This is a genomic window from Psychrobacter sp. DD43, from assembly GCF_904846555.1.
Taxonomy (GTDB): domain Bacteria; phylum Pseudomonadota; class Gammaproteobacteria; order Pseudomonadales; family Moraxellaceae; genus Psychrobacter; species Psychrobacter cryohalolentis.
Genome location: NZ_CAJHBE010000017.1, coordinates 46106 through 70956, shown reverse-complemented (window position 1 = coordinate 70956; position 24851 = coordinate 46106). Strand labels below are relative to the sequence as shown.

At 42.5% G+C, this 24851-nt stretch carries 22 protein-coding genes and 1 tRNA gene; 18 read left to right on the top strand and 5 right to left on the bottom strand.

Annotated features, from left to right (window positions below; genetic code table 11):
- Nucleotides 1-18: 18 nt before the first annotated feature.
- The 7 genes from rsmD to scpB all read left to right on the top strand — a co-directional run bounded on the left by rsmD (nucleotide 19) and on the right by scpB (nucleotide 5829).
- Nucleotides 19-705 (top strand): 16S rRNA (guanine(966)-N(2))-methyltransferase RsmD, encoded by a 687-nt coding sequence (gene rsmD / locus JMX89_RS09780; RefSeq protein WP_133104408.1) that lies wholly within the window; start codon nucleotides 19-21, stop codon nucleotides 703-705.
- A gap of 211 nt (nucleotides 706-916) precedes the next feature.
- On the top strand, nucleotides 917-1345 hold the full coding sequence (rplM, locus tag JMX89_RS09775; RefSeq protein WP_010199223.1) for a 50S ribosomal protein L13: 429 nt from the start codon (nucleotides 917-919) through the stop codon (nucleotides 1343-1345).
- Nucleotides 1346-1355: 10 nt separating this feature from the next.
- Nucleotides 1356-1742 (top strand): 30S ribosomal protein S9, encoded by a 387-nt coding sequence (gene rpsI, locus JMX89_RS09770; protein WP_011514071.1) that lies wholly within the window; start codon nucleotides 1356-1358, stop codon nucleotides 1740-1742.
- A 264-nt stretch (nucleotides 1743-2006) separates the two neighbouring features.
- The gene (locus JMX89_RS09765) at nucleotides 2007-3098 is read left to right on the top strand and encodes a lipid A biosynthesis acyltransferase (RefSeq protein WP_133104407.1); all 1092 of its coding nucleotides are present in this window, start codon (nucleotides 2007-2009) and stop codon (nucleotides 3096-3098) included.
- Nucleotides 3099-3223: 125 nt separating this feature from the next.
- Nucleotides 3224-4312, top strand: a complete 1089-nt coding sequence (gene trpS / locus JMX89_RS09760; protein WP_201531198.1) for a tryptophan--tRNA ligase — start codon at nucleotides 3224-3226, stop codon at nucleotides 4310-4312.
- A gap of 32 nt (nucleotides 4313-4344) precedes the next feature.
- On the top strand, nucleotides 4345-5211 hold the full coding sequence (locus JMX89_RS09755; RefSeq protein ID WP_201531197.1) for a segregation and condensation protein A: 867 nt from the start codon (nucleotides 4345-4347) through the stop codon (nucleotides 5209-5211).
- A gap of 57 nt (nucleotides 5212-5268) precedes the next feature.
- Complete coding sequence (gene scpB, locus JMX89_RS09750; protein ID WP_133104404.1) at nucleotides 5269-5829, top strand: SMC-Scp complex subunit ScpB; 561 nt, start codon at nucleotides 5269-5271, stop codon at nucleotides 5827-5829.
- Between the two features lie 110 nt (nucleotides 5830-5939).
- Here the strand turns inward: scpB and lolA are convergent, their stop codons facing one another.
- From lolA to rplU, 3 genes are all read right to left on the bottom strand, one after another.
- On the bottom strand, nucleotides 5940-6641 hold the full coding sequence (gene lolA / locus JMX89_RS09745; protein ID WP_201531196.1) for an outer membrane lipoprotein chaperone LolA: 702 nt from the start codon (nucleotides 6639-6641) through the stop codon (nucleotides 5940-5942).
- Between the two features lie 360 nt (nucleotides 6642-7001).
- A complete protein-coding gene (gene rpmA / locus JMX89_RS09740; RefSeq protein WP_010199200.1) occupies nucleotides 7002-7259 on the bottom strand; it encodes a 50S ribosomal protein L27 in 258 nt (85 codons plus the stop codon).
- Nucleotides 7260-7353: 94 nt separating this feature from the next.
- The gene (rplU, locus tag JMX89_RS09735; RefSeq protein ID WP_011280837.1) at nucleotides 7354-7665 is read right to left on the bottom strand and encodes a 50S ribosomal protein L21; all 312 of its coding nucleotides are present in this window, start codon (nucleotides 7663-7665) and stop codon (nucleotides 7354-7356) included.
- A 581-nt stretch (nucleotides 7666-8246) separates the two neighbouring features.
- On the opposite strand from rplU, the gene JMX89_RS09730 reads away from it, so the two are divergent.
- The 5 genes from JMX89_RS09730 to hemB all read left to right on the top strand — a co-directional run bounded on the left by JMX89_RS09730 (nucleotide 8247) and on the right by hemB (nucleotide 17660).
- Nucleotides 8247-9296, top strand: coding sequence for a polyprenyl synthetase family protein (locus tag JMX89_RS09730; RefSeq protein ID WP_201551454.1), 1050 nt, complete (start codon nucleotides 8247-8249; stop codon nucleotides 9294-9296).
- Between the two features lie 689 nt (nucleotides 9297-9985).
- Entirely contained in the window at nucleotides 9986-11332 is a 1347-nt protein-coding gene (locus tag JMX89_RS09725) for an efflux RND transporter periplasmic adaptor subunit (RefSeq protein WP_201551452.1), read from the top strand.
- Nucleotides 11333-11367: 35 nt separating this feature from the next.
- Complete coding sequence (locus JMX89_RS09720; protein ID WP_201551450.1) at nucleotides 11368-14604, top strand: efflux RND transporter permease subunit; 3237 nt, start codon at nucleotides 11368-11370, stop codon at nucleotides 14602-14604.
- Complete coding sequence (locus tag JMX89_RS09715) at nucleotides 14601-16415, top strand: efflux transporter outer membrane subunit (RefSeq protein WP_201551448.1); 1815 nt, start codon at nucleotides 14601-14603, stop codon at nucleotides 16413-16415. The genes JMX89_RS09720 and JMX89_RS09715 overlap by 4 nt, the downstream gene beginning before the upstream one ends.
- Before the next feature lie 237 nt (nucleotides 16416-16652).
- A complete protein-coding gene (hemB, locus tag JMX89_RS09710) occupies nucleotides 16653-17660 on the top strand; it encodes a porphobilinogen synthase (RefSeq protein ID WP_201551446.1) in 1008 nt (335 codons plus the stop codon).
- 254 nt (nucleotides 17661-17914) lie between these two features.
- Here hemB and JMX89_RS09705 read toward each other — a convergent pair whose 3' ends face one another.
- Nucleotides 17915-18892, bottom strand: coding sequence for a glutathione S-transferase family protein (locus JMX89_RS09705; RefSeq protein ID WP_201531191.1), 978 nt, complete (start codon nucleotides 18890-18892; stop codon nucleotides 17915-17917).
- A gap of 296 nt (nucleotides 18893-19188) precedes the next feature.
- On the opposite strand from JMX89_RS09705, the gene JMX89_RS09700 reads away from it, so the two are divergent.
- Nucleotides 19189-19265, top strand: a tRNA-Val gene (locus JMX89_RS09700).
- Between the two features lie 229 nt (nucleotides 19266-19494).
- Here JMX89_RS09700 and JMX89_RS09695 read toward each other — a convergent pair.
- Entirely contained in the window at nucleotides 19495-19722 is a 228-nt protein-coding gene (locus JMX89_RS09695) for a helix-turn-helix domain-containing protein (protein WP_181210928.1), read from the bottom strand.
- A gap of 117 nt (nucleotides 19723-19839) precedes the next feature.
- On the opposite strand from JMX89_RS09695, the gene JMX89_RS09690 reads away from it, so the two are divergent.
- The 5 genes from JMX89_RS09690 to JMX89_RS09670 all read left to right on the top strand — a co-directional run bounded on the left by JMX89_RS09690 (nucleotide 19840) and on the right by JMX89_RS09670 (nucleotide 24836).
- Nucleotides 19840-20055 carry a hypothetical protein gene (locus tag JMX89_RS09690; RefSeq protein WP_045447035.1) on the top strand — a complete coding sequence of 72 codons (216 nt, stop codon included), beginning with the start codon at nucleotides 19840-19842 and terminating at the stop codon, nucleotides 20053-20055.
- 11 nt (nucleotides 20056-20066) lie between these two features.
- Nucleotides 20067-21263 (top strand): Arm DNA-binding domain-containing protein, encoded by a 1197-nt coding sequence (locus JMX89_RS09685; RefSeq protein ID WP_201531189.1) that lies wholly within the window; start codon nucleotides 20067-20069, stop codon nucleotides 21261-21263.
- Between the two features lie 24 nt (nucleotides 21264-21287).
- Nucleotides 21288-21428 carry a hypothetical protein gene (locus JMX89_RS12830; protein WP_227673070.1) on the top strand — a complete coding sequence of 47 codons (141 nt, stop codon included), beginning with the start codon at nucleotides 21288-21290 and terminating at the stop codon, nucleotides 21426-21428.
- Nucleotides 21429-21687: 259 nt separating this feature from the next.
- Nucleotides 21688-24327, top strand: coding sequence for a CRISPR-associated helicase Cas3' (gene cas3 / locus JMX89_RS09675; RefSeq protein WP_201531187.1), 2640 nt, complete (start codon nucleotides 21688-21690; stop codon nucleotides 24325-24327).
- Nucleotides 24328-24563: 236 nt separating this feature from the next.
- Entirely contained in the window at nucleotides 24564-24836 is a 273-nt protein-coding gene (locus JMX89_RS09670) for a hypothetical protein (protein ID WP_181210930.1), read from the top strand.
- Nucleotides 24837-24851 lie beyond the last annotated feature (15 nt).

Below are 24851 nucleotides of genomic sequence, written 5' to 3'. Positions count from 1 at the left end.
GATAACTAAGCTAATTTTATGAAAAAATCTTCAAGCGCGCGTAAGCCCAATAAAAACCAAAAAACCAAATCTACTGCAGCTGGTGATGTACGTATTATCGGTGGTCAGTTTAAACGCCGTATCGTACGTTTTATTGATGCAGAAGGATTACGTCCGACCCCAGACCGGCTACGTGAGACCTTATTCAATTGGCTGATTTCTGATATTCATGACGCTCAAGTGCTCGATAGCTGCGCCGGTAGCGGCGTCTTAGGTTTTGAAGCCTTATCGCGCGGTGCTGCTCATTGTATTTTTATTGAAATGAATGCCGCCCAAACTCAAATGCTACGCCAAAGTGCCGAGATGTTACGTCTTGATAGTGACAGCCATAAAATCATTCAGGGTACAGCCGAACAAGTTCTACAACAAAAGCAGCTTGTAACGCGTCCCTTTGATATTGTTTTTATAGATCCACCTTATGCTAAGGATTTATGGCAATCTATTTTGACCACTTTGTTTACCCAAGATCTAATCAATACAGACACGCTTATCTACCTAGAAGCGGATAAAGATTTAGATGAGCAATTGAGCCAACTGGCAACGGTTTTTAATACCACGCTAGCGCTGCAAAAAAACGATGAATCACAAACATTGTATTTTGATTGTCTGAAACAGACCAAAGTTGGACAAGTTGTTGCTGGACTTTATCGCCTATTATCGTCATAATTGTCCGGTTAATGAATTCTGTTAATAAAATTTATAAATGTTTAAAACCGCTAAAAAACTGGCCAACGCTGCAGTTTAATGTATATAAGGCGAAAATAAACCCCAATGCAGCTTGCAAGCGTAGGCGCTACTGCTTATAATGTGCAGTCTGTTTTTTGAGAGCCCCGTTCCCAGCTAAACTCTCAACGAATTCTAATTTTAAGGTTTTATCATGAAAACACTTAGTGCAAAACCAGCTGAAGTGACCCATGACTGGTATGTCGTAGATGCTGACGGCAAAACCCTTGGTCGCTTAGCCACTCAAATCGCTACTCGCTTACGTGGCAAGCATAAGCCATCTTTTACGCCGCACGTTGACACTGGTGACTTTATTGTTGTCATCAACGCTGACAAAATCACGGTAACGGGTAAAAAAGCGCAAGATAAAAAGTACTATCGTCACAGTGGCTACCCAGGTGGTATTAAAGAAACCAACTTCAGTAAACTGCTTGCACATAAGCCTGAAGATGTTCTACACAAAGCGGTTAAGGGTATGCTTCCAAAAGGTCCTCTTGGCTATGCGATGATCAAGAAGCTGAAACTATATGCGGGTACTGAACATCCACATGAAGCACAGCAACCTAAAGCACTAGACATCTAAGGATATACTTATGGAACGCAATTACGGAACTGGTCGCCGCAAAACTTCTACCGCTCGTGTCTTTTTAGCGAAAGGTACTGGTAGCATCGTTGTTAACGGCAAACCACTTGATGAGTATTTCAGTCGCGAAACGTCGCGCATGGTTGTTCGTCAGCCTTTAGAATTACTTGACACACCTACTGCTTATGACCTTTACATCACTGTAAAAGGCGGCGGTATTAGTGGTCAAGCTGGCGCAATCCGTCACGGCATCACGCGTGCATTGATTGAGCTTGACGAATCTAACAAACCTGCTCTAAAAGCAGCTGGCTTTGTTACTCGTGATTCACGTCAAGTTGAACGTAAGAAATTGGGTCTACGTAAAGCACGTAAACGTCCACAATTCTCAAAACGTTAATCAAAGCTATCTCTTATATTTCTGCAACTGTTGTCTTTATCTCAGAGCAACAGCTGCAGCATTAAATATAAGAATAGATTTGCAAAACCTTATAAGCTGTCCGCAGCTTATAAGGTTTTTTTATGCTTGATACTTTTATAAAAAACGATTTTCATATATAACTATCTTGCCTATAAATCTGTCTTAACAAAGGATAAATCACCTTGCAAAGTCTCGCTTACTACCCCATCATAATCATAACTTTTCATTACTAGTAACAGTCTTATGAAAGCGCCTGAACAATACGATCCTAGCAAATCTGCCTCAAAGAGCAGCATGCCGCCACCAAGTATACAGCCGCCTGCTAAGTCTCCGGCTCTACCTGTTGGCACACCGACGATTACCCAAACGCATAAGCAGACCGATCAAGCAGAAAAGAAACCTTTTGAATGGCAGTTTTTAATGCCTAAATATTGGGGTATTTGGCTATTATTTGCTATTTTTTTGCCGCTGATTTATCTACCGCTACGGTGGCAATTTTGGCTCGGTCGCAAGCTTGGTATTTTGATCTATAGTGTCGTAGGCTCACGCCGCCGTGATACCTTAATTAACCTCAAACTGGCATTTCCAGAAAAGCCAGAAGTGGAACGTGAGCTCATGGCAAAACAAGTCTTTGTCAATCAAGGCATTGGCGTATTTGAAACCTTATGCGCTTGGTTCCGTCCGAATGTTTTTACCCGTACAGTATCTATCTCAGGGTTACAGCATCTTGTTAATGCACAAAATGAGGGTCGCGCGGTCATCTTATTGGGTGCCCATTATACGATGCTTGATCTAGGCGGTATGCTCTGTACCCAGTTCTTCCCAATGGATGGTATGTATCGTCCGCAAAATAACGCATTGCTTGATTGGTTTATTTATAATGGGCGCACAAGTATTCTGAGTAAACAAATCTCCAACCGTGATATGCGTAGCCTTGTTAGCTCTCTTAAAAAGGGTCGTGTGATTTGGTATTCACCGGATCAAGATTATGGTCTAAAACAAGGGGTCATGGCGCCATTCTTTGGCGTACCAGCAGCAACTCTGACGGCAACGCGGCGATTGGCAACCTTAGGCAATAAAGTGCATCCACCAGCCGTAATGGCGCTGCATACTTATCGACAGACGCCAGATAATTTGCCACGTGGCAAACGCCCCCATTATCATCTAACAATTACGCCAGAGCTAGAGAACTATCCAAGTGATAACGAAGTGGCTGACGCGACTCGCGTTAATGAAGTACTAGAGGGCTTGATTCGTATTGATCCCACTCAGTGGATGTGGTTCCATCGCCGTTTTAAAAATGGTCCCGAAGGTCGTAGAGATATCTATAAGTAAGCTTTTATTCCAACGAAAATCACTGGCAAAATTTGCTATAATTTACAGCTAATATTTTTTGCTATTATCAGCAGATAAATAATCATAAATTTATAATAATTTGATCAATAAATAACGGATTTCCCATGAGTAATAATCAGATTTCTGACGGCCAACCTACTATTAATAGCTCAGCAGCAGCCAAACGTATCCTTACTGGTATCAAACCGACTGGCACCCTACATCTGGGTAATTACGTTGGCGCGATTCGTCCAGCGATTCAGTCTATCCAAAACAGTGATGATGAAGCATTTTTCTTTTTAGCAGATTATCACGGTATTATTGGTTGTTATGACCCTGATATTATCCATGAATCGACCAAAGCCATTGCAGCAACTTGGATTGCCTGCGGTCTTGACCCTGAGCGCGTGACTTTTTATCGTCAATCAGATGTGCCTGAAATCCCAGAACTTGCGTGGATATTGAACTGCTCATGTGCAAAAGGTCTGATGAATCGTGCGCACGCTTATAAAGCGTCAGTCGATATCAATATGGAAAAGGAAGATGTTGATCCCGATCAAGGTGTTAACATGGGGCTGTTCGGCTATCCGGTACTGATGGCAGCCGATATCTTGATGTTCAATGCTACGCATGTGCCTGTTGGTCGTGACCAAATTCAGCATATCGAGATGGCTCGTGATATTGCCGGTACTTTTAATCATCGCTATAAGCCACTGTTTACGCTACCATCTGCTGTTGTAGATGACGATATCCCACTACTCACAGGTCTTGACGGGCGTAAAATGAGTAAGAGCTATAGCAATACCATTCCTCTATTTGGTGATCTAAATCCACAAGTTAGCAGTGAAAAGCAGATGCATAAAGCCATTATGAAGATCGTCACCAACTCGCAGTTGCCTGCTGAGCCAAAAGACCCTGATGACTCTGCTATTTTCGAGATTTATAAAGCCTTTGCAACGCCTACTGAGATTGCCGATATGCGTGCGCAGTTTGCCGCTGGTATTGGCTGGGGCGATGCCAAACAAGCGTTGTTTGATAAAATCAATAATGAAGTTGCCCCATTCCGCGCACGTTATGAGGAACTGATGGCAAATCCAAAAGAGCTAGAAGAAATCCTACAGATGGGTGCAGAAAAAGCCCGCCGTCATAGTCGTAAGCAACTGGATAAGACCCGCCGCGCTATTGGTATCCGCCCACTTGCCAAACTTAAGTAAATTATTATTTACGATGACCATAGATTGCTATCATGCAAAGTAAGCGATTAATTGAGTCTAGCGCAGAGATTCATGATATGTCTCTGCGTATCTATCAGACGCCTGTACAGCATTTGCCAGAAGATCTGTATGTACCGCCACAAGCGTTTGCTATTTGGCTTGAGCAGTTTGCAGGGCCATTAGACTTTTTATTGTATTTGGTTAAGAAAAATAACGTCGATTTGACACGAATGCCGATATTACCGATTACAGAGCAGTATTTGGCTTATATCAGTGAATTGGACACCAATCATTTTGAGTTGGCCGGTGACTATCTACTAATGGCATCAACCTTGATTGCGATCAAGACTGAGTTGTTACTTCCTAAACCAGAAACGCCTACCGATGAGCGTGATCCAAAATCTGAGCTGATTGAGCGTCTTGAAGAATATGCCCAAGTCAAAGCTGCCAGTCAACGTTTAGACAATTTAATTCGACTTGAGCGCGATGTGTTTTTGGCGATGGTTAGTATGCCAAGCCAAGACATTATGAATGCTGAGCTGCCAAGCTATTCACCTACTCTATTGATTGATAGCTTGTTTAAGATGCAGTTGCAACCCGACTATCAGATGCATAGCATCAAGGTCGATGCTGTGCCACTTGCTGATCGTATCGCTAGTATCAGTCGCCAACTGAGTATGGACGGCGCGCACTCTTTTTATGAACTATTAGATAAAGCCCAAGGAAAAATAGGTGTGGTGGTCAGTTTTGTCGCGGTGCTTGAATTAATCAAGCGCCAACTGATTGGTGTGGTTGCTAATAGTACGGACAGTCGTTTTAACACAGCAAATAACGCTGATAGCAGCCTGCCCACTCATAGCGATTTACTCGGAAAATTGACGTTAGAATGGTTAGCGTAATCCTAACTGGCTTTATAGTAAGTCTAAAATCATTCAACTGAAGAAGATTATATTGAAATGGCAGATATAGACGACCCTAAAGACCACCTACTATCTATTGAAGATATAAGTAAACAGATTGAAGTTTTACTTCATGCTTCAGAAGCACCCTTAACTACTAATCACTTAAAAAAACACTTATTCTTAACGACTAATAAGTTAGAGCAGGCACTAGAACTGCTAAAGCAACGCTTAAATCTTGGCGTATTAAGTTTGCATCATACTGCCAGTGGTTATCGTTTGCAAATCGCTGATAGCCATAGCGCCTTAATACAGAGTGTCTTTCCCCAGCGTCAAGAACGTCTCAGCCAAGCCTTGCTAGAAACTTTGAGCGTTATCGCCTACAAGCAACCAGTGACCCGTAGCGATATAGAACATGTGCGCGGCGTGACGCTATCGAGCAACATATTGCGTCAATTGTTTGATAAAGGCTGGATTGAAGAAAATGGTTACAAAGATACTCTAGGGCGTCCAGCATTACTGCATACTACGTCTCAATTCTTAGATGCTTTTGGACTGAGCCATTTAGATGAGCTACCACCCATGCCAGAGATAGACAGTATCAGAGCATCCTCTTAAATAAATCGGATAAAATACTCTTGCTCAATAAAAAAGGACACACCTATTAGTAGGTATGTCCTTTTTATTATTCTAATCAACTAGTTTAATAAATAAAATGCTGATCACTTCTACTGATTGATAATATCAACACCTTTTGGCGGCGTAAACTTAAACTGATTGCTACTAATGCTTGGGTTCATTTTGATACCGCTAAACTTAATAGAGGTAGTCTGTCCTAAGCTATCATTTAACACCATCATCACAGGCTTACCACCGCTAAAGCTCATTGATAAGCTCTTAAAGCTAGCACTATCTGACTTTGGATACAGCACATAGTAGTTTTTGTTGGCATACGGCTGGGTGATTTTAAAGTTCTTATCGATTTTACTTGGATCACCTGATAGTAATAGCGCTGGTGTATTACCCACTTGGCTGTCTACGTTTTGTTTAGTGGCTTGCTCCAAGTCCTTATCATAAACCCACATCGAGCTACCATTTGCCACAATCAGCTGCTCTGATGGAGATTTGGTTTCCCAGCGGAAATTATTTGGACGTTGTACGCTCATCGTACCACTGAACGTACCGCTATTAGCGCCCTTAGTCGTCTGGCTAAAGTTGGCCGTCATGCTCTTAGTATTGGTCAAAAGCTTATTTAAGCGCTTAGCTGCCGTTATATTGTCAGCTGGCGCTGCTGTCGCCGATTGCGTTATCGCCATCATAGGCGCTGCGACGCCGAGCGTAGTCATTAAGACGCCTGCTAATGCTCCGCCCATCATTTTTTGTTTTAGCGTTGTTGTCTGTTTAGTCGATTGAATAGTCAGTAAAGTCATTATAAATCCTCTCTAAAAATGCAAAATAGCATAAAAATAAAACGTTTTATCAAATTTTTGTTTTCGGTAAATGTTTATCATACGAGTACAAAACCGGTGTGATAAAACAATGAGGACAGTGTGCCAGTTTTTTTATTACGCGCCTAGTCATGATTTGCAATCATTACTACTGCTGGGATACAGGCTTGTAAATACAACAGTTACAAAGTAATAAATAGCCTTTATCGTAGTTTTAACCGTTTTAATCAGTGGTTAACATAAGCTTATAAGCATAAAAAACCCCTACTACCAAACGGTAATAAGGGCTTTTTTAGTCATCAAATCATTTTATCTAAAAGATAAAACAATCTAGATGGGCAACTAGGCGCTTTCAACCATCACATAACGACGGTTAAATTTACCTTTGGTCGCAAACTTTACCACACCGTCATTTAGTGCAAATAAAGTATGGTCACGACCCATGCCAACACCTTCGCCAGCGTGGAATTCTGTACCACGTTGACGAACGATGATGTTACCAGCGACGATGGCTTGACCACCAAAGATTTTTACGCCTAGCATTTTTGGGTTTGAATCACGACCGTTACGGCTTGAACCGGCAGCTTTTTTATGTGCCATGAGAAAATCTCCTTGTTAATGTGACTTATCGCTAATGCGACAACTCTTAAGCTTTTAGTGCGTTATTAATCATCAATAAACTGACAATCGTTAATTAAGCATTAATCGCTTTGATTTTTAACAAGGTATACCATTGGCGGTGACCTTGCTCTTTGTGATAATGCTTACGACGGTTGTGCTTGACGATACGGATTTTTTCGCCGCGACCATGCTCAACAACTTCAACTTCAACACTAGCGCCTTCAACGATAGGCTGACCGATCTTGACAGTTTCACCATCAACAATCATCAACACATCTTCAAATTTGATTGTTTCGCCTGTTTCTGCTTTAAGTAATTCAACTTTAAGCAATTCATTAACGACTACACGGTGCTGTTTACCACCAGTTTTGATTACTGCGTACATTGTATGACTCCGTTTAACCCGTGTGCCGTGGCTGATATCATACCAACACTTCGACGACGAACACGACAGGGAAAAATTAAAGGCAAGATTTTACGGCTTTTTGCTGATAAAAGCAAGCCGCACCTCTTGTTTTTGTATGGTGGTGATACCAAAAATCTATACTCGTATCAGACACAATGTCATTGATTAATCAGCGCAATGTATATCGCTATTAATATAGACCGCCTAATAACACGCAGAGATAGTGGTTAAAATCCAACAGCGGCTATTATAGCTTATCCAATCAGATACTTACAGTTTTTTGTAAATAGACATGTAATAAGTATCTATTCATTAGTCATCGTTGTTTAGATCACTTAGCTGCTAATAGCTACTTACCAGTGATTTGCTCATTTTTACCATAATAAACGCCGTAATATTCGCCCGAACCTCAAGCGCCGTATCGCATTTTGCTATACTTAAATCAACAATATCACTAGACAGCTATGCTATCATGCATAAAACGCTGGCTTTGCTAAGTATCACTATTAAAAGTATCGCTATTAAAATATTCTTTATTTTTATTGGTATGATTATCTATTATGACTTGTACTCCTTTATCTAAAACCGCTGCGCCATTGACTACCGCGCCATCAGTCAATCTATCGTCTACACCAACCTATGCTGATATCCAGAGCATTGTGGCTGATGATTTCGATATTATGGACAAACAAGTATTTGGCAGCCTTAATTCCAAAGTTAAGCTGGTGATGAATGTCTCACAGCACGTGATTAATGCAGGCGGCAAACGTATGCGCCCATTAATTACCTTGTTATGCGCGCGAATGCTTAATGATGAGCCATCGAAGCAAGCCATGCATTTGGCAGCGATTACTGAGATGCTGCATACCGCGACCTTGGTACATGATGATGTGATAGATGAGTCAGGACAGCGCCGTGGTAAGCCTACTGCCAATGCCACTTGGGATAATGCGACAGCGGTATTAGTCGGTGACTATCTAATTGCTCGTGCTTTTAATTTGTTGGTAGGCTTTCAAAGCTTGCCACTATTGCAAGTGTTTTCAGACGGTACTTGTGATATTGCTGAAGGTGAAGTATTACAACTGCAGCATCAGCATAATCCCGAAGCAACTGAGCAAGATTACCTCAATATCATCGATGGTAAGACTTCACGGTTATTTATGATGGCAACTCAAGGCGCTGCGATTTTGCAAGGTCAAACGCAGCACTTGCAAGCATTGGCTGATTTTGGTCAGCACTTTGGCAATGCTTTTCAAATCGTCGATGACGTGCTTGATTACAGTGGCGATAGTGCGCTGATGGGCAAAAATCTTGGCGATGATTTAGCGGAAGGCAAACCTACCCTACCAACGATTAAAGCATTAGCGCTATTAAAAGACAGCAATCAAGAACACTACGAGCAGCTGCGTATTGCCGTGCAGACAGGCAAAACACCCAATGCCGAGCAATTGATTGCTTTGGTACGTGATTCAGGCTCCTTAGATTACTGTAAACAGCGGGCTTTAGAAGAAACCAAGCTTGCCCAGCAGGCATTAAGTAACTTACCGGATAACCGCTACCGTCAGGGTCTTTATCAATTGACTGAACTCGCCAGCGCTCGCTTACTATAGTCAGTTCAAAATAAAAGCGATACGATTGTAATAACATGCTATTGGCTATAATTTTTTCTTGCTTGCTGTTCGCAGGCGTGACAGACGCTGCAAAAAATTTATAGCCAACAGCACTGTATAATTTTTAAAATGAATCGACTATATAATCATTGAATAACACTGTTTGGCTATTTTTTATATTGCTGCCATATTAGTGAGACTCAAATCGATACTGCTTATATTGGTATAAGCAGTTAAACTTTTTACTGCTACATTTTTACTTAATTATTGCTATAGCAATGTTTTTCTGAACAGACTAAATATTGTTTCTTATGTGTCTCCCTTTATTAATAATTCACTTCTATATTTTTTAAACAAACAAAATTTAACAATGTTATCACTGACTATTCACTGTAGATTTTGTCCTTCACTTTTAGCGTAACGCTTTTGTTTTCAATAGCTTGGGTTCGTTTATTATCATAAACGACAATTATAGCCGACAAAAATGGTTTTTTTCGCCTTGACTGTGGGGTATACCCTATAGTTTATAATCTCTTATTAAATTTACTTATCCGGTTATCGAGCCTTTAATGTACTTTGATAACGGTAAATGCCTATGAATTTTTTATATTCTCTACGTTAAGATTTATCCATAAACTTTTTATACTGTCACTATTTATTATATGATATTTATATTGCCGAGGACATTGATGAAGCACTCTTATCTTGCGCTTGTAATAGCAACTGTACTATCTGGAGCTGTACTGGTTGGCTGTGACAAAAAAGAGGATGCCGCTGGCGACGCGGCGGCGGCACAGCAACAAATGCCGCCCTCCGTCGTCAACGTCCAAACTGTTACTTTTGGTACTGTGCCACAAGTACAGACTTTTGCTGGACGCACCGCGGCTTATCAAACCGCTGATGTCCGCCCACAGGTGAATGGAATTATCGACGAAGTGTTGTTCCGTGAGGGCAGCAACGTCAAAAAAGGTCAGCCTTTATATCGCATCAATACGGATAATTACGCAACGTCTATTACCAGTGGTCAGGCGGCGATAGCACAAGCAGAAGCCAACTATCAGACAGCATTGGCCAATACTGCCAATGCAAAAGCGGATTTGACCAGCCGTCAAGCGTCGCTATCACAAGCACAAAATGACTTGCAACGTCTGCAAGGATTGGTTGCTATTGATGCCATCTCAAAGCAGCAGTACGACCAAGCACAAACTGCCGTGCGTACTGCGCAGGCCGCCGTACAAAGCGCCAATGCTGCTATCGGTCAAGCACAAGCGGGTATTGAAAGCGCAAAAGCAGGTATCCAAACGGCGAAAGCCGGCTTACAAGCAAGTACTTTAGATCTGAATCGTACCATCGTACGTGCCCCTATCTCAGGTCGTACGGATCGCTCGAGCGTGACTGCTGGTACATTGGTCAGCTCAGGTCAACCTACTCCTTTAGTGACCATTTCACGCCTAGACCCAATCTATGTCGATATCAGTCAATCCTCCTCTGAGCTGCTTAAATTGCGTCAGCAGATCTCTGCAGGCAAAGCACAGACTGGCTTGAACTCAGTTGAATTGGTGTTAGAGGATGGTTCAACCTATCCTGTACGTGGCGAGTTGGCATTGTCAGAAGCGAAAGTCGATGAATCAACAGGGGCAGTGACCTTACGTGCCATCTTCCCAAATAACAGCAATATCTTATTACCCGGTATGTATGTCACTGCGCGCTTAACCCAAAGCGTCATTACCAATGCGGCGTTAATTCCGCAAAGCGCAGTCACACGTACACCTAAGAGTGAAACGCAAGTCTATATCGTCGATGAAAACAACAAAATCCAAGTTCGTCCGGTCACGATTAATGGTACTTATCAAGGACAATGGGTCGTCACTGACGGTCTTCAAGCTGGCGACAAAGTCGTGATTATCGGCGGCGCAAAAGTGAAGCCTGAACAAGAGGTTATTGCGAAGCCATTAGAAAATCCAAACCCTGCGCCTGCTACAAAAGAGGCTGCTGCCAAAACACCGCAGCAAGCTGCACAATCAGCTGCCAAATAATTCCATTCAAAGCTAGGAAGACTTAGGGATTTACTATGTCACGTTTTTTTATTAATCGCCCTATTTTTGCATGGGTGATGGCTATTTTGATCATGCTCATTGGGGTGATATCGGTTATTAATCTACCGATCGAACAGTACCCACGTATTGCACCACCGACCATTTCGGTCAGTGCAAGCTATCCTGGTGCTAACGCACAAACCGTCGAAAACTCAGTCGTACAGATTATTGAGCAACGTATGAAGGGCCTTGATGGTCTGATGTATATGTCATCGTCGAGTTCTTCAAACGGTGGCGCGTCAGTAACCTTAACCTTTGAAAACGGTACTGACCCTGATACCGCTCAGGTACAAGTACAGAATAAACTTCAAGCTGCGATGAGCTTATTACCTGAGTCAGTACAGCGTCAGGGCGTCAACGTTAATAAATCGTCTAGCAGCTTTTTGATGGTGCAAGCATTTATTTCTGAAGATGGCACCATGGATCGGGCAGATATTGCCGATTATATTAACTCTAATGTCGTCGATTCGATCAGTCGTGTAGAGGGTGTGGGTGAAGTTCAAGTCTTTGGCTCTACCTATGCGATGCGTGTATGGCTTGACCCTTCACGCCTACGTAGCTATAACATGGTGCCCTCTGATGTGGTCAATGCGATACGAGCGCAGAACGCGCAAGTATCTGCCGGTCAGTTAGGTCAAGCACCTGCTGATACTGACCAACAGGTTATCAATGCTACGGTCACGGTGCAAAGCTATCTTCAAACGCCTGAAGAATTCCGAAACATTCTACTAAAAACAGATACCTCAGGCGCACAAGTGCGCTTAGGCGATGTGGCAGATGTCGAGATTGGCAGTGAAAACTATAGCGTTGTGTCTTTATACAATGGTCAAGAAGCAGCCGGTTTAGGTATTTCACTTGCTGGTGGCGCAAACGCCCTTGAGACTCGTGAAGCCGTCGGCGCACGTATGGCTGAGCTGGAAAAAAACTTCCCAATTGGTCTAGCCTCAGTCGTTCCGTATGACACCACACCCTTTGTACGCTTGTCTATCGAACAAGTCGTTATGACCCTCATTGAAGCGATTGTGTTGGTATTTATCGTCATGTTCGTCTTTTTACAGAACTGGCGTGCGACTATTATTCCAACGCTTGCTGTCCCTGTGGTGCTACTGGGTACGTTTGCGGTACTTTATATTGCGGGCTTTAGTATTAACGTCTTGACTATGTTTGCCATGGTCTTGTCCATCGGTCTACTGGTCGATGATGCTATCGTCGTGGTAGAGAACGTTGAGCGTATTTTGGAGGAAGATCCCAATATCTCCATCAAAGACGCGACCGTTCAATCAATGGGTGAGATCAGTAAGATTGTCATTGGTATTGCACTGATTTTATCCGCGGTATTCTTACCGATGGCTTTCTTTGGCGGCTCAACAGGCGTGATTTATCGCCAGTTCTCTATTACCTTGATCACCAGTATGATTTTATCAGCCATGGTCGCCCTTGTCTTTACCCCTGCCCTATGCGTTACTTTACTAAAACGTGGTAAAAGCCACGAAAAAGGCAGTACCGAAAAGCAGAAAGGGTTCTTTGGCTGGTTTAACCGTTCTTTTTATAAAGCCAGCCGCTCCTACGAAAACTTCGTCGGTAAAAGCATTCGTTTTAAATGGTTGTATTTAATTGGCTATGCGGCCATCATCGGTGTCATGGTAGTGGTATTCTTACGTATCCCTGGCTCGTTTTTACCAGAAGAAGATCAGGGTATTATGTTTACCTTGGTTCAACTTCCTGCGGGCTCGACATTAGATGATACGCAAGACGTACTCAATAAAGTAAAAGACTACTACGAGACCCAAGAAACCGATAACATTGCTTCCGTCTTTACCATTGCAGGCTTCAGCTTTGCGGGTCAAGGGCAAAATATGGGACTGGCATTCGTTCGCTTGTCAGATTGGGAGAAACGTTCCGGTGATGAAAATACTGCTCAAGCTGTTGCTGGTCGCGCAATGGGTTACTTCTTTACGCAGTTAAATGAAGCGCAAGTCTATGCGATTGTACCGCCGGCGATTACCGAGCTTGGTAATGCCAGTGGTTTTGATTTAATGATTCAAGATAATGGTAACCTTGGTCACGATGGACTACTTGAAGCACGTAATATGCTCTTGGGTATGGCCGCACAAAACGATCAAGTTGCTGGTGTACGCCCGAACGGTCAAGAAGACTCACCGCAGCTCAAGATTAATATCGACCAAGAGCAAGCAGCCGCTTATGGCTTATCTTTGGCGAATATTAATAGTGTCATATCAACCGCTTGGGGTTCAAGCTATGTCAATGACTTCATTGATCGTGGACGTATTAAACGCGTCTTTGTTCAAGGTGAGGCCAGCAGCCGTACCAATCCTGATGATATTGGCAAATGGTATGTACGAAATGACAGTAACGAGATGATTTCATTCGATGCCTTCTCTAACAGTGAATGGCAGTCAGGCTCACCGCGTCTGACCCGCTATAACAGCTTGCCATCAATGAATATCCAAGGTGCTGCCGCGCCCGGTCTAAGTACTGGTGAAGCGATGAGCTCGATGGAAGCCATGATCGAAAAGCTACCTGAAGGTGTCGGTTACGAGTGGACAGGTATGTCATTGGAAGAGCAAAAGTCAGGCGCGCAAGCACCGATGCTCTATGCCCTTTCAATCTTGGTGGTATTCTTATGTCTTGCCGCCTTGTATGAAAGCTGGTCTATCCCCTTCTCGGTGCTATTGGTCATTCCACTTGGGGTACTTGGGGCAGTGATATTTACTTGGCTACGAGGTTTTGCCAATGATATTTATCTGCAAGTAGGTCTGCTAACGGTGGTGGGTCTATCAGCCAAAAATGCTATCTTGATTATTGAATTTGCCAAAGAACATCAAGAGGAAGGTTATAGTCTAAGAGAGGCCGTTATGACGGCAGCACGCCAACGTCTGCGTCCGATTGTCATGACATCGCTTGCCTTTGGTCTGGGTGTTTTGCCATTGTTCTTGGCGAGCGGTCCAGGTTCAGGCAGTCAAAACGCTATCGGTACCAGTGTTGTTGGCGGCGTCGTAACGGCGACCATCTTAGGCATCTTCTTTATCCCGATGTTCTATATCTGGGTGCGCAGTCTGTTCCCGCACAAGTACGAGAACAACAAGCCAAACGATAGAGATAATGATAGCAATGGCAGCGCACCTAAGCCAATAGAGCCGATGCCTTCTGAGAATTATCAGCCTGTAAGCCTTGGAGATAATACAAAATGAGTGTTCAAAAAATAACGACCCTTAACTCAGCGACGGTGGTGTTTTCTGCCACCAATGCCCAACCAACGCTATCACGCTTACGCAAAAACAGTGGCCGTTTGCTTGGCTTAACTGCTTTAGCATTCAGCATGGCGGCTTGTAATACCATTCCAAAGGCTGATACGCGTCCTGTATTGGCGGTGCCTAATATTCCGATCGAACAAACCTATGGCGCGTTCGATAAGGAAACGGTCAGTAATGCTCAGCAAGCCAGTGTTGCTGGTCAACGCTGGCAGAACTTTTACAGCGACGAGCGTCTAAAAGGTCTGATCGCTTTAGGTCTTCAAAACAACAAAGACTTTGAGAGTGCGCGTTTAGCGATTGAAAAAGCCCGTGCACAATATCAAATTACTGATATCAATGATCTACCTCGCATTGATGGCAGTGGTGGCTATACTCGCTCAGCACAAAATAACCGTGATAGAAACTCTAGCGGTGCTTATAGTGTGAACCTTGGTCTTGCCAATTATGAGCTCGACTTTTGGGGTAAAATTGCCAGCTTAAAAGATCAAGCGTTGCAGAACTTTTTATCAACGACAGCGGCAAAAGATGCCACTCAAATCAGTCTGATTAGCAACATTGCTCAAAGCTATGCTAATTTGAGCTATAGCTTGGCGCAGCTACAACTGGCAGAGGCGACTGTAGAGAGCCGTGAGAAATCGCTATTTATCGCTGATAAACGCTTTGAAGCCGGTATTGATCCTAAACTGCCCTCTTTACAATCTAGTGCCTCACTTGAAAGTGCTAAATTGGCGGTGTTACGTGCCCAAAGCAGTATTTTAAAATCACGTAATGCATTGCAGTTTTTAGTTGGTGGACCGATTCCAACCAATCTGATTCCAACGCCTGCGGTCAGTAATATCACAAGTCAGCAAGTATTTAGTGCTGGCTTACCAAGTGAGCTGCTACGCTATCGTCCTGATGTGTTGCAAGCAGAATATAATCTGAAAGCGGCTGGTGCGAATATCGAAGTGGCGCGCGCGTCTTATTACCCCTCTATCAGCTTAGCCAGTAATGTTGGTTTAAGCAGCGGCAGCTTAAATGACCTATTCAAAAGTGGTTCTGTCGGCTGGTCATTCGGTCCAAGCGTTAGTGTGCCTATCTTTGATGCTGGTCGCTTAGATGCCAACTATGATGTGGCACAAATCGAGCGTAAGCAGACGCTAGCAGGCTATGAGCGCTCAATTCAAACCGCTTTCCGTGAAGTGTCGGATGTCTTAGCCACCCGTGCAACTTTGGGCGAGCAGTTAGAGGCGCAGTATCGTTTGCAAGACAACTTTGAGCAAACGTATCAGATTGCTGATGCGCGCTTTAAAGCAGGTATCTCAAACTATTTAGACGTTCTTGATGCTCAGCGTTCGTTATTTTCAACACAGCAAGGCATTTTGGATTTAGAGCTGCAGAAAATCATCAGCCAAATCGAGCTTTATCAAGTGTTGGGTGGCGGTGCCAATCTAGATGTACCTACCGTGATTCCTGTACCGCAACATAGAAATCTGGTACAAGTAGTCAATGCAGCTGCCAATAGTAACAAGGCAAAAGCTACTGATGCTATCGATGCGGCAAGTTCTGCGCGTGTGGTTTCTGCTCAAGAAGCCCTCGCCATTAAACAGGCACAGCCAGTAGAAAAATCGACCTTTAAGCCAACGGCTGTGGTCGATGTCAATAACGATGGCAAGACTGATGCCGCTATCGGTGTAATCACCGAAGAGACTATGCTTAAAGAGAACAGTGTCGAGCAAGTACCAGTCACGCAGATTATTGAGCCGTAAATCTTTATAAAGCCCTAAGCGCGTGACGTACTTTTATCGCGTTGATAGTCGATAACTACAATCAGCCCTACCGACTCATTATAGTAAGTCGGTAGGGCTTTTTGCTTTTGATAGCTGGTATTGGGTATAGTATCGACATTGTGTGACGTATCTTTTTAAAAACCTTAGTAGTAACCTCATTAAAAATCTCAGTAATTAAAAAAATAACCGTGATTGCCATTCAGATAAGGAAACAATATGACTTATACTTTTAACCGCCAATTCCCTAAAACTCGCCTACGTCGTTTGCGTTATAACGACAATATACGGGCGATGATTCGTGAAGTTGAGCTGCATCCCAAGCACTTTATCGCCCCCGTTTTTGTATTAGAAGGTACTAACGAGCGCCAACAAATCGCTAGTATGCCGGGGGTTGAGCGCTTGTCGATAGACCTGCTCATTAAGCACGCCAAAGACTTGTTAAGTGAAGGCGTCAAGACTATCGATATCTTCCCAGTAATTGATAACTCACTAAAAACCCCTGATGGTAGGTCTGCTTATGATGAAAACGCTCTCACTGCACGTGCGGTAAAAGCAGTCAAAGATGCTGTGCCAGAGATGGTCGTCATGACCGATGTGGCATTGGACCCTTATACCTCACACGGTCAAGATGGCTTGCTGGATAACTCAGGCTATGTCGTAAATGATGCAACGGTTGAAGTATTGGTCAAGCAAGCGCTCGTCCATGCACGTGCTGGCGCTGATATCATCTCACCCAGTGACATGATGGATGGTCGTATCAAAGCCATGCGTGATGCCTTTGAAGCTGAAGGTTTTGTGAATACCGCTATCATGGCGTATTCAGCAAAATACGCTTCTGCTTATTACGGTCCGTTTCGTGATGCGGTCGGTAGTGCGGGCAATTTAAAAGGTGGGCATAAGAAGCAGTATCAGATGGACTTTGGTAATCGTGCTGAAGCGCTACACGAAGTTGCCATGGACATCAATGAAGGCGCGGATATGGTGATGATTAAACCGGGTCAGCCATACTTGGATTTAATCCGTGAAGTCAAAAACACCTTTGGTGTACCAACGTTTGCATACCAAGTCTCTGGTGAATATGCCATGCATATGGCAGCGATTCAAAACGGTTGGCTTACTGATGCCGTCATTTTAGAGTCATTAATTGGCTTCCGCCGTGCTGGCGCTGATGGTATCTTGACCTATTTTGCATTAGAAGCGGCAAGACAGCTGAATAACGCTTAATTTCAGCATATTTATATATAGTTAATCCACTTTTAAAAGGGTACAGAACTACTAGGGCTAATTATTCGCAGCCTCTGTCTGCGTAGGCACAACAAGCAAGAAAAATTAACCCCAGTAGTACCTTATTATATTTGTATTTCTTTTATTTAGGACCGACTATACTAAAAAAACCGTACCCGCGACTTTATAGCAGCGGGTACGGTTTTTTATTTCTTTATCCTAAAAATTCAAACAGCATTTTATAAAATAGCACTCTATAAATGTGCTCGCCCATGCGGCTTATCAAAGTCAATAATAGGACCAACCGGTATCACTCCAGTTGGATTAATCGTTGCATGACTGGTGTAATAATGTGCTTTGATATGTTCCATATTCACGGTGTCTTTAATACCCGATACTTGATACAAATCACGCAGATAGCCCCAAAGATTGGGATAATCAACGATGCGGCGAATATTACATTTAAAATGTCCAACATAAACGGCATCAAAACGCACCAAGGTCGTGAATAAGCGCCAATCCGCCTCAGTTATTGTGTTACCTATTAAGTAACGTTGGTCTGCCAAGCGCGCCTCTAACGTATCTAGCGCAGCGAATAGCGCAACGACCGCTTCTGTATAAGCAGCTTGCGTGCTCGCAAAACCAGCTTTATAGACGCCATTATTGATAGCATCATAAACAAACGTATTTATCTCATCAATTTCTACTATCGCATCGGATGGTAAAAAATCGCCAGCTACTGCCCCAACGTCATCAAAAGCTGAGTTAAACATACGAATAATCTCAGCGGATTCATTGCTGACAATGGTATTGGTCTTTTTATCCCATAATACCGGTACTGTCACCCGTCCCGTATAATTTGGCTTTGCCGCGAGATAAACTTCATATAGATAACTTGCATTGATAATAGGGTCAGCGACAACACCTACATCCTCTGCAAACGTCCAACCTTTATCGCCCATAAAAGGATGAACCACAGACATCGAAATAATATCTTCTAGACCTTTGAGTCTGCGGTAAAGCGTGGTGCGATTTGCCCATGGACATGCCAAAGAGACATATAAATGATAACGGTTGGCTTCGGCTTGAAAGCCACCTTGACCCGATGGACCAACACTACCATCTAACGTTACCCAATTTCTAAAGCCTGCATCTTCTCGCTCAAAGCGTCCACCGCTAGATGCTGTATCATACCATTTATCCTGCCAGTGCCCATCGACCAATAAGCCCATACGGTGCTCCTAACCCTTTCACTGTTAACTTAACTTTATTAGATACTATTCGATTATCATCAGAGTTGTTTTTCTATTATCTGCAATAGTATTACTAGACTGCCCAGTACCAAGCGACTTATCGCTATTGACAATAAAAACTAAATGATAATTCTATTATAGCAATTAAAACTACATAAAAATCCTTATTTGACTGTCGATACAAAGCTAAATCGCAAGATCACAATAATAAGGCAGTTTTATTAGAAAAAAGGCTTGCAAAATAGTGGGAACTTGATAGAATACTCAACCTAAATAGGCGTATAGCTCAGTTGGTTAGAGCGCTACCTTGACATGGTAGAGGTCAGCAGTTCGAGTCTGCTTATGCCTACCAAATTTAGAAAGCCCCAGTTTAACGACTGGGGCTTTTTTTTGCCTGTAAAATATGGGCTGTAGGGGAAAATCCTTATTGGTATCGCTCTATAATCACAAGTATTTAAGCTCTATAAAACTGCTCAAAAAAGCGACGGTGACCAAATGGTGACCAAAACGTGACCAGCCTTCAAAAATATCTAAACCAAAAACCCTCTTTTTGACCTCTACTCTGAATTTTAGATTAACGTCTATTTTTTTATATCCTCTGGCTCAACCTCTGTTACATATTCAAAAAGATCTCCTACTCCTACTTCTAAATACTCGCAAAGCTTGTCTATAGTATCGAAATCAATTCTTGACGATTGGTCATTATAAATCTTATGTAATGTCGTTTTACTCACTCCTGTCGCTCGTACGGCATCCGCTACTTTTAGCCTTCTTTCAGCTAACAAAGTAGGAAGGTGATTAACTATCATCTTGCAAACTCCAATTATAGTTATAAAAAGTACTTGTATAGTTATAAATACATGGTAAATTACAACTATGGTATCTAAAAGTACCATTATGATTAAACTTTATATAAGGAACATATTATGTCACATACCTACCTGACTACCCAAGAGCTTTCTGAGCTTATCAAATACAATCCTCGTACTATCCGTAACGAGCTTAAGGATAGCGTCCTGATTGAAGGGATTCATTATATACGTCCTTTTGGAGGGCGTAAGATTTTATACATCTGGGAAGAAATTGAAAAAGATATGCGCACTGGCATTGCCGGTAGCATCAACGCCATGGCACTACAATAAGGAGAAGTATGATGGCTAGCATTAGAACTAGATATGGCAGACTTGTAGTCGATTTTTACTACATGGGAAAACGCTGTCGGGAGACGACAAACCTGATAGATACCCCAGCAAATCGTAAGAAGCTCGAAGATATTATTTTGAATATGGAAGCAAAAATCAGATTGGGTATTTTTAATTATGCTGAGTACTTTCCTAAAAGTGATAAAGCAGCAGAGATGGTTGCATTAAACGATCGTAAGGAATGTATTAATACTAACGTTCCTTCTTTTGAGCAGTTTGCCACACTCTGGTTTTCTGAAAAAGAAATTGAGTGGCGCGATACCTACAAACGTAAAATACAGGAGATCATTGATATGTATTTATTGCCTGAGTTTGGGACTAGACCCATTCATCTAATAAAAAAGACAGATGTATTAGCCTTCCGTTCATCGCTCGCCAAAGTAACGTACGGAAAAGCTAACAAACATCTGTCAGCAGCACGCATCAATTCGATAATGGTACCTTTAGGTATGATACTAAAAGAAGACGCTAAACGCTACAAGTTTGATAACCCTTATGATGACATTAAGTCGCTCAAAGAGCCTAAAACTGATATTCAGCCATTTACACTGGAGGAAGTCTGGAAATTCATCAATGGCGTTAGGGAAGACTATCGTAATTATTACTTGGTGCGCTTTTTTACTGGTATGCGTACGAGTGAGATTGATGGATTAACATGGGAGAATATTGACTTTAATCGTCGCGAAATAGTGATCAAGCAGGCGCTGGTTAAAGGCAAAATGGTTCCCCCTAAGACGCAAGAGTCTTATCGAGCGATTCAAATGTCACCTTGGGTTTTTGATGCTTTAAAAGATCAGCAAGCCATCACTTATAAGCGCTCAGAGTATGTGTTTTGTGCCCATACTGGTTCGCCGCTTCATTATAACAATATCAATAAACAAGTATGGCATCCCACGCTTAGGCTTTTAGGACTCAAGACACGCAACGCTTATCAGACAAGGCATACGGCAGCGACGCTATGGTTAGCAGCAGGTGAGAGTCCTGAATGGATAGCCAGTCAAATGGGACACTCTACCACTAAGATGCTGTTTAATACCTACAGTCGCTATGTGCCGAATATGACCCGTCAAGATGGCAGCGCTTTTGAGGCTTTGGTTATTCGCAGTCAGACTGCACCAGTCTCTACTAGCAAGGAGACGTCACAGTGAAAATCATTGATTACGATAAACTGCATGCGCGGTCAATTAAGCCAAGATGCCAATGTTATCGCTAATCGATTGATTCGTGACATGCATATCCTAAGTGGATCAGGATTGGCGCGTTTTTTGGAAGTGGATGTCTGCTTTGATAAGCATCGCGCTTTGAGGGTCTAAGTACAGCGGCAGCTGGATAAAACACCTGACTATTTGATAGATGATATGCGTAATGAGCTTAAGAGTAGACTATCAGGATTATTAATGAACTGATACTCGTCACCTATTAACTGGCTGTGTATTTTTACATCAAATGGCAAGGAGCTGTTTGGGGTTTTCTTATGCGTCATTAGTTGTCGTCTTTGTAAAAATCCTTATTGCGAGAAAGGATAAACTCAGGTAGAGTCTAAAAGACATTTGTTTGGATTAATAATTGAATATGAATAATGATAATGAGCAGAATTGTTCGATAGTTGCTGGTAATACTTTTATCGCGCATGTTCGTGCCAGCGACGGTTGCGAGCAGCCACTTTATGACCATTTAACCGGCACAGCACAGATAGCCAAAAACTTGGCAACTAAGATTGGTTTGCCATTAGCGGGTGAGTTGATTGGACTGGTACATGATTTGGGCAAATACAGTCAAGAATTTCAGGAATATATTAAGCTGTGTGCTGCGCATGACAGATTAAAAACTGGTTGTAAAACAGTAGACGATGATTTTGACGCTTTAGAACTACAAAATAAACCTACAAAAGGTTCGGTAGACCATTCTACCGCTGGCGCAATTTATTTATATAAACAACTCAAAGGCTTATCAACCAGCCGAATCGATAATACTACTCAAGAAAAAATAACCATCGGTCAAGGGCAACTGCTTGCCGATATTTTATTCATTTGTGTCGCCTCCCATCATAGCGGCATGGTCAATGTCATTGATAAAGAAGGCAATGAATACCTTAAAAACCGTAAGGAAAAAAACGAGGGCAAATCTCATTATCAAGAGTCTCTCACCAATGCCCGCTATAATCAGTTATTTGCTCACCTAAATGCCAAAGTTAATAATCAAGCGCTTGGTGAATTTAGCAAGGCGATTGCTAATGTATTAAACGATAAATCCTCGAAAGACAAACAAAAAGACTTTTACATTGGCTTTTATGCGCGTCTGCTGTTTAGCTGTCTGATTGATGCCGATCGTAGTAATAGCATCGCTTTTGAGCATCCAGACCAAGCGCATCTATTAGATTATCAGCGCCCAAATTGGCAGACTGCGATAGATAAAGTGGAAGCGCTGTATGAGGATTTTGCCAATCAAGCAAAAAACAATCCCCATAACCCTATTAACGAGCAGCGCACTCATATTGCGGATACTTGTTATGCTAGCGGTCAACAAGCACAAGGTATCTATACTTTAACCGTGCCAACGGGCGGCGGCAAAACACTTGCCAGCCTACGCTTTGCGCTCCAAAATGCCAAAAAACACAACCTTGAACGTATCATCTATATTATCCCCTTTACCAGCATTATTGAGCAAAACGCCGCTGAAGTTCGCAAAGTTTTAGAGGAAAAGCAAGCTGATGGCAGCTATGTGGGTGACTGGGTATTAGAGCAACACTCAAACCTAGAGCCTGATGTACAGACATGGCAAAGTAAGCTAATTATGGACAATTGGAATGCGCCGATTGTATTTACCACGATGGTGCAGTTTTTAGAAAGCTGTTTTGGTGGCGGCACCAAAGGCGTTCGGCGCTTACATCAGTTAAGCCGCGCGGTACTTATCTTTGATGAAATTCAAACCTTGCCCATCAGTTGCTATTATCTATTTTGTAATGCCATTAACTTTTTAACCCGTCATGCTAGCTCTACAGCGGTGCTATGTACGGCGACGCAACCAGTGCTAGACAATCTTCCCATCGCGCATAATGGCAGTCTCAACCCCTCAACAGAAATTATTGGCGATCGCGAGCAGTTAGCCACATTATTTGACACCCTAAAACGCGTGGACATCCACGACCACACTCAAACACTTAGAGATTTAGACAACTTAACAGCTTATATTGAAGACAACTTTCAGGAGTATGCCAGCACCTTAGTGATTGTAAATACCAAAGCGTGGGCAACGCAGCTGTATCAGTCGCTATCGACCTCTATAGCTGAAGATGAGCTATTTCATTTGAGTACGGGACAATGCGCGCGCCACCGTAAAGACCTATTGGCTAAGATTAGAAGTCGGCTAGACCAAGGTCTGCCGACCTTGGTCATCTCAACGCAATTGATAGAAGCAGGTGTGGACGTTTCATTTAAGTCTGTGATTCGGTTTTTGGCAGGACTCGACAGTATCGCGCAAGCCGCTGGACGTTGTAACCGTCATGGCGAGATGGGTAATGGGACAGGAGCTTCTTTAAGGGGACAAGTATTCATCGTCAGCCCTGATAAAGAAAATCTGAGCAAATTGCCAACTATCGAGCTGGGTAGAAATAAAACGTCTGATATTCTTCACAGTTTAAGACTGCCTGAAAATGAGGGCAAGCACCTACTCGACCCCGACATCATGACTGAGTTTTTTAATGTATTTTATACCACAGAACATGCGACAAAAGAGATGGCTTATCCGATTAAAAATCAAAGTGGCAAGTCCTCTGGTGCTGAGACCGTATATGGTTGGTTAAGTAACAACACTACGAACCCTGTCGTCAATAATGAAAATCCAAATAGGCTCAAAAACGGTCAATATCCAAAACTTTGGCAGTCTTTTATGGATGCAGGACGCGCATTTAAGGCGATTGATGCGCCAACGCAAGCGATCATCGTTCCTTATCATAAAGCAGGTGTTGAGCTGATTAATGACTTGCACGGTACACTCGTCAGCGATGGTGAATTTTATAAACTAGTCCATAAAGCTCAGCAATATAGTGTCAATGTGTTCCCTTGGATGCTGCAAAAACTACAAGATGATAAGGCCATTGCTATGGTCAGAGACACCGGTATTTTGACGTTAAATGAGCAGTTTTATGATGAGCATATGGGGATAGATATCGCAGGAACAGGCAAGCTTAATTTTGTGGATTTTGGGATGTAGCAGTTGATATGAAAATGGCAATGACCGTGGTAAGACAGTCATTGCCGAGCAAATATACTCATATTTTCCTTTACGTTTCAATCCACATCAAGATTTTAAATAAAAATAGCTTGATGAAGTGATCCATTATACGCTATTATCGTTTTGAAGGTAATTTTCTATATATACATATTTTCTTTTACGAAGTTTTTTATTCTCTAAGATTCTGTTAGCTTACTATCAAAAGGAAAACGATTATGGCAGCCCTACTGATCACTTACGACTTAAATGCACCTGGTCAAGAGCATGATAAGATTCTTGACAAAATAAAGACTTTTAATGGATGGGCTAGGCTTTCAGAGTCAAGTTACGCAGTCTCAACTTCCTTAGCACCAAATCAAGTGTACTCACAATTTGAAAGTTTATTAGATTCTAATGACCACATTTGGATAATTTCATTGAAAAAACCTTATTCTGGTTTTGGCTCAAAAAAGGTAATCGACTGGTTAGATGCTAATCTAACATATTAGAAATACTAGTAATGC